The organism is Daquilactobacillus linshuiensis, assembly GCF_052828685.1.
In genome coordinates, this window is the sequence record NZ_CM128255.1 from 1,215,034 (window position 1) to 1,227,283 (window position 12,250).

The 12,250-nt window shown below is 30.5% G+C and carries 10 protein-coding genes; 3 read left to right on the forward strand and 7 right to left on the reverse strand.

Annotated features, from left to right (window positions below):
- Positions 1–37 precede the first annotated feature (37 nt).
- Entirely contained in the window at positions 38–1,528 is a 1,491-nt protein-coding gene (locus ACUV9F_RS06625) for a helix-turn-helix domain-containing protein (RefSeq protein ID WP_446183488.1), read from the reverse strand.
- Positions 1,529–1,690: 162 nt separating this feature from the next.
- On the opposite strand from ACUV9F_RS06625, the gene ACUV9F_RS06630 reads away from it, so the two are divergent.
- The 3 genes from ACUV9F_RS06630 to ACUV9F_RS06640 are packed head-to-tail and all read left to right on the forward strand — an operon-like array spanning position 1,691 to position 5,667.
- Positions 1,691–2,284, forward strand: coding sequence for a WxL domain-containing protein (locus ACUV9F_RS06630; RefSeq protein ID WP_446183489.1), 594 nt, complete (start codon positions 1,691–1,693; stop codon positions 2,282–2,284).
- Between the two features lie 18 nt (positions 2,285–2,302).
- Positions 2,303–3,304, forward strand: a complete 1,002-nt coding sequence (locus ACUV9F_RS06635) for a DUF916 domain-containing protein (RefSeq protein WP_446183490.1) — start codon at positions 2,303–2,305, stop codon at positions 3,302–3,304.
- A 5-nt stretch (positions 3,305–3,309) separates the two neighbouring features.
- Positions 3,310–5,667: a hypothetical protein gene (locus ACUV9F_RS06640; protein WP_446183491.1), complete on the forward strand. Its 2,358-nt coding sequence runs from the start codon at positions 3,310–3,312 to the stop codon at positions 5,665–5,667.
- Positions 5,668–5,696: 29 nt separating this feature from the next.
- On the opposite strand, the gene uriH is transcribed toward ACUV9F_RS06640, so the two are convergent.
- From uriH to deoD, 6 genes are all read right to left on the reverse strand, one after another.
- Entirely contained in the window at positions 5,697–6,632 is a 936-nt protein-coding gene (gene uriH / locus ACUV9F_RS06645; protein WP_446183492.1) for a uridine-preferring nucleoside hydrolase UriH, read from the reverse strand.
- A gap of 84 nt (positions 6,633–6,716) precedes the next feature.
- Positions 6,717–8,015: a pyrimidine-nucleoside phosphorylase gene (locus ACUV9F_RS06650; protein WP_446183493.1), complete on the reverse strand. Its 1,299-nt coding sequence runs from the start codon at positions 8,013–8,015 to the stop codon at positions 6,717–6,719.
- A 15-nt stretch (positions 8,016–8,030) separates the two neighbouring features.
- Positions 8,031–8,978: a DNA-binding transcriptional repressor DeoR gene (deoR, locus tag ACUV9F_RS06655; protein WP_446183494.1), complete on the reverse strand. Its 948-nt coding sequence runs from the start codon at positions 8,976–8,978 to the stop codon at positions 8,031–8,033.
- Positions 8,979–8,994: 16 nt separating this feature from the next.
- Entirely contained in the window at positions 8,995–10,272 is a 1,278-nt protein-coding gene (locus ACUV9F_RS06660) for an NCS2 family permease (protein WP_446183495.1), read from the reverse strand.
- Positions 10,273–10,298: 26 nt separating this feature from the next.
- Complete coding sequence (locus ACUV9F_RS06665; RefSeq protein WP_446183496.1) at positions 10,299–11,522, reverse strand: NupC/NupG family nucleoside CNT transporter; 1,224 nt, start codon at positions 11,520–11,522, stop codon at positions 10,299–10,301.
- A 12-nt stretch (positions 11,523–11,534) separates the two neighbouring features.
- Positions 11,535–12,239, reverse strand: coding sequence for a purine-nucleoside phosphorylase (deoD, locus tag ACUV9F_RS06670; RefSeq protein WP_446183497.1), 705 nt, complete (start codon positions 12,237–12,239; stop codon positions 11,535–11,537).
- Between the last annotated feature and the right edge of the window lie 11 nt (positions 12,240–12,250).

A 12,250-nucleotide genomic window follows, 5' to 3' on the forward strand; every position in this document is an offset into this window, starting at 1 on the left:
GACCAAGAAATAACATTTTAAAAAAATCTAGTTTTTCCTAAATTATTCTTTCTAAAAACATATCTAAAATACTTTCCGATAATTCTATCATTATTTTTTTAGTCTGTTGTTCAGTCGGGATAGACGCCAAATAATAAGTTGGAATTCCTTTGTACTCTGGATATTCTATATCAGCAATTATAAAATCAGGTTTTTTTGAAACATCATCTACAAAAGTTATTCGGTTCCAAAATAAAAGTTCAAATCTTGTATGTATAAATCTTTCTATTTCTGGATGTGACATTTGAATAAGTAGCTTAATTCTTTGAATATTCAAAACTAACTTATCCGTTTTTGCTTGAAATATTTTGGCTCTATAAAGCAAAAAGAAAATATCCGTTATAAACAAATCTTTATCCACATAAACATCATTGTTAACAACCCAGTTTCTATATTCTTTATTCAAACTGAGTTTTTCATATATTTTCTCAGATTTATGAACCAATTTTTCCTCTACTGCATGCAAAGCACTTCTATCAAGACTTACTATTTCAAAAAAACTCCTATCTATTAATCCATACATCATTTCTAAATGATATCTATTTACTAATTCATCAATTTTTTTAGTGACATCTTCAGATTTTTTATTTTCGAACGCTATTTCTCCAAGAATTTCATTGACAATATCTTTTTCAACTTTGTAAAATCTTTCATCTGGCACTTTAAATAGTTCAGTCAATTCTTCATTTTTTAAATTAAAATTAGTTATATATTCTCTGTATAGTGTATAAATAAAATATTTAATTTCTTTATTTTTAATTTCTGAAGTTATTTTTGTAGAAACAATGTACTTTGGAAAACTATTCATCATTTTATCAACAACTTGTGATTTATCTCTATCAACAAAAATATCTACATCAATAAAATTCCCTTGATTAACACGTAATGAACTTATTTTTAAAAGACGATACATCTTATTATATAAATTATAGTTATTAGTTTTTAAAAATGGCGCTGCTTCAAATAAGTAATGCATTTTAATTTTGATATCATTTTTATCTTGTTTTAAATACCCTGATATCCCTGTATAAAAAAAATAAAAGAATTTTCTAATTATATATTCACTACCGATTAATTCATTATTACTACTCAATTCTATATTGAAATGCTTCAATATATGCTTCAATCGTGTTCTATTTCTCGAAAAAGTTGGCTGGCTTATATAAAGATTCTTTTCAAAGTATTCTTGACTCATTGTTCCAGTCTTCATTAACGATCTTAACATCTCGTATATTACCGAAGACTGTAAGTAATGATTTAAAAGAGCATTTAGATCTAGTTTTTCGACTAATATTTCACCATTTAATTCTGTAATTTGCTTTTTGAATTCCTCATTTTTTTCTGTAATATCTTCAATAACCTTGCTAACTGTAGATGTTGAAACATCTAGTGCTTCAGCTACTTCTTTAGTATGACTATTTCCATGCAAATAAAGGTATTTAAAAACATCCATTCTTTTTTGATCCTGTTTACTTAAAAAGTCATACATAAGTTACCTCCTAAAAGTTAAGACTCAACAAATTATATTCATAGATTATTATTAACGTCAATAAACATGAATAAATACTTAAATCATTGCAGTTACAATTAGTATAAGATACTTACACTTTATGGGGCTATACATTTTAAAAGGGGGGGGAAGAACAAAGATATGTTATTTTCTAAAAAAAATATTCTTTTTATGCTATTTATATTTTCCATATCAATACCTAATAACATTACATTCGCAGAAAATAATTTAACCACTGCAGAAATATCTTTTAAAACTCAATCAGAAAACTCTCTAGAAATAATACATGTTCCAAATCTAGATTTTGGAACTTATACTTATGGTCAAAATTCAACTATAAGCGACAAATCTCAAGAGCCCTACATTCATATAAAAGACTCAACAGGATCTTACACGGGATGGAATCTCACGGTAAAAACACATGGTTTTACTGTGAATGGAAAAACCAATACTAATTTTAAATTAATTTTTAAACAACCAAAAATTGTTCCTTCAAAAGATAACGACGCCACTTTAGCACCAACATTTAAAAACACTGAAATAATTGCTAATGACTCCCCAACAGAAATATTAAAAGCTTCTTCAAATGAAGGAATAGGACATTGGAATGCACTCTTTTATGATCCTAATTCAAGTGAAAATAGTAATATCCAGCTTAAAATTCCTAGCTCTGCGTATGAAGGAAAGTATTCGGCAAACCTAATTTGGGAACTAAACTCCGGGCCAGACAAATAATTGTTAAGGAGAAGACTGTTGAAAAAAATATTAAAAAAATTATTAGTTGGAGCACCGCTACTGTTTATATTATCCACAAATGCAATTTTTGCTTCTAGTGATAGTGAATTTTCAGTTACTCCATTGATTGAAAATACTAATAATTCTAACATTAACACATATTTTGATTTAACTTTAAAACCAAAACAACAAAAAGTAGTAACTATATCTATTCATAACAGTTCCAATAAGGAACAAGCATTCATTATTGAAACTAATCAAGCTACTACTAGTGAGTCAGGTGCAATAGATTACGGACAATTTAAAAGAACTAATAAACTAAATCTAGACTTTGAAGACTTAGTAGATAAAAGGAAACAAGAAATAAAAATACCAAAAAATAGTAGCAAAGACGTACAAATAAAAATTACCATGCCTAAAAATTCATTTAACGGAATGAAATTAGGGGCGTTTCATGTATATAAGAAAAATGGTTCAAATGTTTCTTCTAACAATTCTTCAATAAAAAATGTTTTTGCTTATAATATTGCCATTGTTGTAAGAAATAGTAGCATTATTGATAAATCAAATCTAAAGCTCTCAAATATTAAAATTAAATCTAGTTTTAATTACCCTTCAGTGGAATATTCTTTAAATAATTGGAGTAATAATATTGAATCAAACTTAAAAATAACTTCAAAATTATATAAAAAATCCAATAAAAAAGTGTTTATATCTGATACTTCCAATAATCTTAAAATCGCTCCAAACTCCAAATTTACACATACAACTAAAATTGTAAAAAAATATCTTGACCCAGGAATATATATTTTGGATTTAAACGTAAAAAGTGATAAAACTTCACGACACTTTACTAAAGAAATCAACATTTCAAATAAAACTGCTAACGCTATTAATAAAGAATCAGGGTTACATAAGAATATAAATTGGATATATATATTTTTTGTTCTAATTATTTTTATTTTAGTTATTACTGTTATCTATTTACTAATTAGACTCAAACTTTCAAAAAGGAGATAGTACTATTGAAAAGAAAAATAATTATTAATCTATCTATTATGCTTCTTCTCATCGCTCAAGTTATCTCTACGCCTAATATGGTAAGTGCACATTGGTTATATGGCGATATTGAAAATGGTGTTTTAGTTAAACAAAAACGGAGCGTTACCCCGAAAACTAAAGTTCTTTACTACCCCGAAAATCCCGGAATTGATCCATGGAAAGGCGGAAGTGCTGATTTCGTTTGGGAAGATACAGTTGTTCCTACTCTTACAGCATTAGCAGGTTCTGATGCACTACAAGCCGCTAAAAATGGACTTAACTTTGGAGCAAGAATTAATTTACCAGAATCAATTACTGCCAAAGATGTAATTGATTCATTAGATTATAAAAACTCATATTTGTATGTTGGATCTGCTGAGCCCTATGTTTTGGACTCTGGATTCTTTTCATACGATAATCCCAGTGATCACTATCTATATTTCACAATGCGTAAAGGTGCAGAGTTTAATAAATTAATTCAGTGGATTATTGATATTGTTAAATCAATAATTACAAATTTCAGTGGTTCTCTTGATGTTAAATTAGTTGCAAAAATAGATGTAAATAAACTTACAAAAAACGGATATCCTGACATCGACAAAAGCCCTAATCAGCAACTGACAAGAGGAATGGCTCCCCCATCACCCGATAAAAAATTAAAATTTGGGGTTAATTTTTATGGACATGATCAAATAGATTGGGATAGTAACAAAAAAATAAAACCAAAACCAGGAAACGAAAATGCTAATGAAAGTCATGACAGTTTCTCTACTTGGAACGAATACATTTCCCCTTGGGATAATGGAGAGACATTTAATACCGGTGAAAAAAACACCACTGAAAATTGGGAAAATATTGTAAGAGACGGTAAATTACAAGACTCATTTTTACCAGGACCCTTTTCTAATCGTGAAGTTTCATTTAAATCTTGGGAACACCCTGAATTAACAGAAGTTGGTAATAGATTCAATCGAATTGTTAATATTTATACACAGCAAGATACCACAGATGGTAGTAATATAACTCATGATATAGATAACCTAACCACAAAAAAGAAAACTACTGTCACTTTTCATGGTACAGATTCAACCTGGACAAGATTAAGTCCAAGAAAAGTAACTTTTACAAGAGATGATGAATCACTATTTGTGAAATTAAGTTCATCAGCTAAGAACACTTATATGTTTGGCGAATCTATAAAAGTCCCTATAGATTTTACGCAATACGATACCAGGTCAAAAAAACTTTCTGTATCAATTCAAGATTTATTATCTTCAACTGCAAATAAAACAAATATATCTGTAAACAAGCCCGGAGAACAGGAACAATCTATCGTCGCTCTCCCTAGCGAGTATTCAGCTTCTGGCAAACATATGTTAATACTTACTTTTAACGATGAATTTAATCGCACTGTCACTGTCACTTACGAATATACCGTTTTAGATATTCCAAACTTTAAAAGTGAAAAAACTCTCTTCACATCAACTGATAGATCCACTAATACATTAACAATCACCCCCGGTGAAGACGTAAATATAGTTTCAACTTTTTCCCCCGAAAAAAGTGTTGATTTAATTCAATCAACCATCAAGTCAACATTACCAGATTCAACATCACTTATTCCGAACTCAACTAAACTAGTAGCCGGTTCTAAGATTATCAATATTTCAGACAATCTTTGGCAAAATGGACAGTTAATATATAATTTAGACTTTATACCAAAAGACACAGCCATTAAACTAAGTTATAAAGTTTCAACTTCTAAAAACGATAAAGGTAAAACTTTACCTGTACCAAAAGATTTAATTGAAGCCCCTTCAAAAGTAGATAACAAAGTACATACAATCGGTGAAACAAATGCATCAAATATCAATATTAAGTTGGGAGAATTAAGATTTCAAGATGTGACAAAGAATATTGCGTTTGGTCAACAAACAGTACCTGACAAAGTTAAAACATATCATCGCCAATCTCCTGATGAATTCTTCATAAAAATTCTTGATACCTATGATGATGATGATTTCAATTGGACATTATCGGGAAAAGTAGTTAATGCTTTAACGGATCAAGATGGTGATTCATTGAATTCAACATTACTTTTAATACAAGATCCTAATCTAAAAAATCAATATCCAGGGATGTTTGATGAAAACTTGTCTTTAACACCTGGTAATTCAAATACTATATACGAAAATAGTTTATCAAATGACGGAATCTTAGATTTTACTTGGCCTACTACTTCCGGCCCAGAATTAAAAATATCTAATAACCAAAAATTCATAGGTAATAAATCTTATTCAGGAACTATACAGTGGTCACTAAATTCAGGCCCAGATAAATAAAAAATCGACTTTTTAAGTCAATTTTTTATTTATCTTATTTTTCTTAATGCATCATATATTAAATTCCAAAATTTTTCTTTATCTAGACTCATACCTACGTATGTATTACATTTTTCTTTAATAACATGACTAAAGTCTACAACCGTCATACCCCTGGTAAGTTTACCACTTAATTCAATATCAACAGGAACATTTTTAACTTCCATAATACTTGGATCAATTAAATATGCCACAGTTACTGGATCATGCACTGGAGGAAAATCAAACCCCTGATTTTCTTTGTACATAGCTTGAAAAAATGATAATAATTCATTCACCTTAACAGAAGTTTCTGTATTGATTTTTAGTAACTCATCTAATACATCCTGTGTTGCTAGTGCTTTATGGGTAACATCTAATCCAACCATTGTTAATTTCCAACCAGCATTAAATACAATATGTGCTGCCTCTGGATCAGTAATTATATTAAATTCTGCAACTGCACTAGCGTTAGACTCCAAATATCCTCCACCCATTAAAACAACTTCTTTTACTCTATTTACTATCTTAGGCTCTTTTCTAACAGCCATAGCAATATTAGTCAAAGCTCCAGTTGGAACAAGAGTAATTGTATTTTCGGGATTATTCATAATAATATCAATAATCAAATCAACAGCGTGAATATCTTGTAATTCAACTTCAGGATCAGGTAAATCTGTTCCATCTATTCCTGATTCTCCATGAACATCATCTGCAACTTTTATTTTGTTAACCAAAGGATTCTCACATCCTGCAGCTATTGGAACTTCGTTCATTCCAATTAATGTAGCAAGTGAAAGTGCATTATTTGTTACTTTTTTTAGTGTTTGATTACCCGCCACCGTAGTCACAGCAACAAGATCAATTTCTGGATTTGCGTATGCCAACATCATAGCTAAGGCATCATCATGACCTGGATCACAATCCAAAATAATTTTTTTAGTCATATTAATCCTTCCCTTTAAGATATATACTTTGATACTATCACATTATTAATAATAGCGATTACAAAAAATATAACAAATTAACTTTTATTGAATTATTTTATGAATTAATTCTATGGGTTTAACTTCATTTCCAATATTAATATTGTTATATAACAGTTCCTTTATATTATCAACATTCTCTGTATTACTGTATATAGTTAATATACTTTGACCTTCGTCAACTTTGTCTCCAACTTTTTTATGAAACTTAATTCCAACACCATAATCAATTAGATCATCTTTTGACTGTCTTCCACCACCAAGTAACATACTTGCAATACCCACTTCATCAGCTGTTATTTTGCTTACTGTTCCAGTTTTTAATGCGGGGAGCTCAATCTTAAATTTGGCATGTGGCATCAATGTGTAATCATCAATTATATTTGAATCTCCACCTTGATACTCGATCATTTCCTTAAATTTTTCAAGTGCTTTTCCATTTTTTATGACTTCATCAACCATTTTTTGAGCATCTTCAATGGAACTAGCTTTTTCACCAAGAACAGCCATCTGACAAGCTAATATTTCCACTAATTTAGTTATATCTTTAGGACCTTTATCTTTTAAAATATCTACTGTTTCTTCAATTTCAAGTGTATTTCCAACAGTATTACCTAGTGGTTGATTCATATCAGAAATTACTGCCATACAATTCATTCCAACACTTTTTCCAATTCTAACCAAGGCATTAGCTAGTTTTATAGCGTCTTCTTCAGACTTCATAAATGCCCCTGAACCAGTCTTAACATCTAACACTAAAGCATCTGTTCCAGAAGCAATTTTTTTACTCATAATTGATCCAGCAATCAATGGTATAGAGTCAACAGTATCAGTTACATCTCTCAATGCATAAATCTTCTTATCGGCTGGAGCAATATTCCCTGTAGCCCCCACAATTGCTAAACCCATTTCAGAAACTTGTTTAATAAAATCTTTTTCAGAAATTTCAACTTTAAAACCTGGAATGGATTCAAGTTTATCAAGAGTTCCACCTGTATGTCCTAGTCCTCTACCAGAAATCATAGGGACAGAAATTCCCAACGCCGCTACAATTGGTGCTAATGGTAGGCTTGTTTTATCTCCTACACCACCTGTCGAGTGTTTATCTACCTTAATTCCACTAATAGCTGATAAATCTAGTTTGTCACCAGAATTGAGCATGGTCATAGTTAGTGCTGCTCGTTCATCATCAGTCATATCATTGAAATAAATACTCATTAATAATGCGCTTGCTTGATAATCAGGAATTGATCCATCCGTGTAGCCATTAACAAAAAATTCAATTTCTTCCTTTGTTAATTCTTTTTTATCACGTTTTTTTTGAATAACATCTACCATTCTCATAACATCATACCTCCGTCAATCAATAATTGACTGGGCCGTTTGTTCATCAATGATTAAAACGTTAGCGTATCCTCCTATTAATGCAGCTTTAATCGAACGAACTTTGTGTTGACCACCTGCAATTAAGATTGAATATTTTTTTGATTTTAAATCGTCCAACTGAATAGCTACTGTCCTTTTATTTAACTGAGGCCAAGCTATTTCCCCATTCTCATCAAAGAATCTTGAACATATATCTCCAACTGAATGTTTTTTTAAATATCTAATTTCTTCTTCATTAAAATATCCTGTTTTAAACAATAACGCTTCGTCTCTCACTGTTCCTACAGTAAATAATGCTATATTTGCACTTTTTCCTTTTTGAATAAGAGAATTAATATATCTTTCTTTTAAAACTAAATTATGTGTCTCTTGATCATCAAAAATAACAGGAAGAGGTAGCTTGTAAGGACTTGTATGATATGCCTCTCCAAACTCCATAAGTACCGATTCAGCAAAAATTGGGGTTTCAGTATAAGTTACATTTCCTTTTAACTCAACGATTTCTACATTTTCTGCTTTCTGAGGCCTTAAATGCTTAGCAACTTCATTCATTGTTTGCCCCCAAGATACCCCTAAAGTGTCTCCATCTTTAACAATACTTTCCAGCATATCTGCAGTATTTTCACCAAGTTTATTAACAATATCTTTATACTCACTGCTTGGCGTACTAACTACTCTAACTTTTTTCAAGTTATATTTTGTTTTTAACTTGGATTCCAGTTCAGCAATTTGGCCACATGGATCAGATATTGTTATTTTTACAAATCCATTGTCCTTAGCATATTTTAATAATCTAACAACAGTGGGTCGTGAGACATTTAGTTCTTTAGCAATTTTTTCTTGGCTATAAGCAGCTTCATAATATAAATGTGCGGCTTTTATACTTTGGTGTATTTTTATACTTAACGAATTATCTTTCATAAATATCCTTCTAATATTACACCAGTAAAGAATTAGTAATTAAATTTAGTAAGAATAACATTCCAATTATCCACATAATAGGATGTACTTTTTTATATTCCTTGTTTACTACTTTAACAATTGGATAACAAATAAATCCAAAAGATATTCCTGTAGCAATACTTCCAGTCAGCGGAATTAAAACAATAATTAAAAATGCCGGAAACCATTCACTAAAATCTTCTAAGTGAATAAATCTTAATTGCTGCATCATCAATGCACCTGTAATAATAATCACTGGAGCTATTGCTGCTTGCGGAACATAGCTTAAAAATCCCACAAAAAATGTTGATATAGCAAATAACATTCCTGCAACTAGTGACACAATTCCCGTTTTTCCGCCACTTTCAATACCTGAAGCACTTTCTGCTGCAGCAACTGTCGGACTTGTTCCAAAAAAACCAGACAGTAATGAAGTTATTGCACTACTTTGAAAAGATTTTTTAAACTTCTTTTTATCGGGTAATATTCCTTCTAACAATCCCATAGATTCAAAAACTAAAATCATAGTCATAGAAAAGACAGCCAACAAAAACTTCAAGTCAACAATATGAGAAAAGTCACCTTTTATCAAAATATTGGAATAATCATTTAATTGAGTAATACTTATACTGGTTGCTTGTCCCTTTATTTGAAAAATCACACCGATAATTGTTGTTATAACAATTCCGATAATAAAATTTCCTGGAACTTTCTTAATAAATAATACCAAAGTTAATAATAACCCAAATAATCCTAAAATAGTTGTTGAATTATTTAATGATCCAAATGCTAATAAGGAACCGTTACTGCCCGCTACTATTAGTCCGGCTTTTTCTAACCCAATCTCAACTAAAAACAATCCAATCCCAACGGTAATTCCAGATTTTAAAGTATCAGGAATTGACTTAGACAAAATATTACTTAATGGAGTAAATGCAATAATTAAGTAAAAAATACTGCTAACTATTGAAACGGCGATAGCTTCTTGCCAACTAAACTTAAGTCCAACAACTAAAGTATATGTAAAAAATGCATTGACACCCATTCCTGGAGTTAAAATAACCGGAGCATCTGCCCAAACAAACATTAATAAACATCCGATAACAGATATAAATATGGTTGCGAATACACTTAGATTCATTGGTATTCCAGCATCTTTTAAAATCATTGGATTTACTATCATTATATAAGAAATTGCGAAGAAGCTTGTTATTCCAGCGATAATTTCTGTTTTTAATTTTTTTGTTTTAAATAATTTGAAAAATTCTGACACTTAAACATACATCCCATCTAGAATTATTACCATACAAACAATCCAACAGTTGCTGCTGATAATAGTGATACTAAAATTCCTGCTAAAATCATATATCCAACATTTTTAGCAATATGATCATTTTTTTCTTGATTAACTAATCCTTTAAATGCACCAATTATCATTCCAACTGTTGAAAAGTTAGCAAATGATGTTAAGAAAACAGTTAATATTGCTTGATAATGTGCTGAAAATGTATGAACAGTCTTAGTTATTTGTCCCATAACAACAAATTCATTAGTAACTAATTTTGTTCCCATGTATTGAGCAAATTCAAATGCTGTACTTGTATCAACTCCCATTAACCATGCAAATGGGAACATAATAATTCCCAAAATATGTTCTAGGCTTAGCCATGGATTAATTATACCTAATAATTTATCAACTAATGCGGCTAAAGCAACAAATGCAATTACATTTGCAGCAATAATTAAGATAAGCTTACCAGCTCCAATGATTGAATCGCCAAGAAATGAAAAGAATGGTTCTTTTTTATTATTTGTATTCTCACCGTTTTCTTCATCAGCCTCACCAATTGTAGCGATAGTATCTTCAGACTCTGGTACAGATACTGGATTCAAGATGTTTGAGACAATAATTGCGTTGATAATATTTATAGGAATTGCTGTTAATACATATTGTCCAGGCATCATTTGTGTATATGCTCCTACAATAGAAGCAGTGACACAACTCATTGACATCATAGCTAAGGTAAGATTTCTTTCCTTACTCATTTTCCGTAATTGCAAGCCTGAAATCGCTAGCGCTTCAGTGTTTCCAAGAAACATCATTTCAACTGCAAAGAAAGATTCAAACTTTGGTTGTCCAGTGATTTTTGCCAAACCACGACCAACCCATTTGATTATCCATGGTAATATTCCGACATAAGTTAAGATATCAAACAATGGAATAATCATTAAAATTGGTAACAATACACTTACAAAAAAATCCATTTGTTTAACATGAACCATACTTGGAAGTGCGAAAGCTATTCCTGTATAAGCAATTTGTACCAATTGATTAAATCCATTTGCAGCACCTAAGACTATCTGTCTTCCAACTGAAAAATCAGTTAAAAACCAAGATAAGACTAAATTAATAGCAACCATAACAATTATTGATTTCCACTTAACATTTTTTCTATTTTTTGAAAACAAAATAGCAATTGCAAGAAAAATCAACAGTCCAATTATATTTGTAATTAAAAACATACTTTTTCCTCCTTAGGCAATAGCTGTTTCTAAAGATACCGAAATCATGTCATTAAATGATTTTTCACGTTCTTCTGAAGTGGTTTCTGCTCCGGTAATTATATGATTGCTAATTGTAAGAACAGCAAGTGCTTTTATATTGAATTTTGCAGCTAGCATATATAATGCAGCGGCTTCCATTTCACTACCAAGTATTCCGTATTCAATTAATTTTTCACGATTAATTTCATCATTATAGAATCTATCTTCTGATAAAATATTTCCTACTTTTATATTAATATTATTTTCTTTAGCTGAATTATATGCGTCCAGCAACATACTAAAATCAGCAGTTGGTGCATAGTAAAAACCGCTGCCAAAAGTATTATTGATAATACCCGAATCTGTACTTGCAGATTGAGCGATAACAACATCTCTTACGTGAACATCTTTACCTAATCCACCACATGTACCCACACGAATTAATTTTTTTACTCCGTAAAATTGAATCAATTCATTTGTATAAATCGATATAGAAGGAATACCCATTCCAGTTCCTTGAACTGAAACTTTCTTTCCCTTGTAAGTTCCAGTAAATCCAAAAGCATTCCTAACCGTATTATATTGAGTTACATCTTCCAAAAATGTTTCTGCAATATATTTTGCTCTCAAAGGATCTCCGGGCAATAAAACAACATCTGCAATATCACCTGGTTGTGCATTAATATGTGTACTCATTTATCTACCAT

Excerpts from the sequence above, each read along its gene's own strand:
- ACUV9F_RS06625 (WP_446183488.1), bottom strand. The coding sequence starts at position 1,528 with ATGTATGACTTTTTAAGTAAACAGGATCAAAAAAGAATGGATGTTTTT.
- ACUV9F_RS06630 (WP_446183489.1), top strand. The coding sequence starts at position 1,691 with ATGTTATTTTCTAAAAAAAATATTCTTTTTATGCTATTTATATTTTCC.
- uriH (WP_446183492.1), bottom strand. The coding sequence starts at position 6,632 with ATGACTAAAAAAATTATTTTGGATTGTGATCCAGGTCATGATGATGCC.
- ACUV9F_RS06650 (WP_446183493.1), bottom strand. The coding sequence starts at position 8,015 with ATGAGAATGGTAGATGTTATTCAAAAAAAACGTGATAAAAAAGAATTA.
- deoR (WP_446183494.1), bottom strand. The coding sequence starts at position 8,978 with ATGAAAGATAATTCGTTAAGTATAAAAATACACCAAAGTATAAAAGCC.
- ACUV9F_RS06665 (WP_446183496.1), bottom strand. The coding sequence starts at position 11,522 with ATGTTTTTAATTACAAATATAATTGGACTGTTGATTTTTCTTGCAATT.
- deoD (WP_446183497.1), bottom strand. The coding sequence starts at position 12,239 with ATGAGTACACATATTAATGCACAACCAGGTGATATTGCAGATGTTGTT.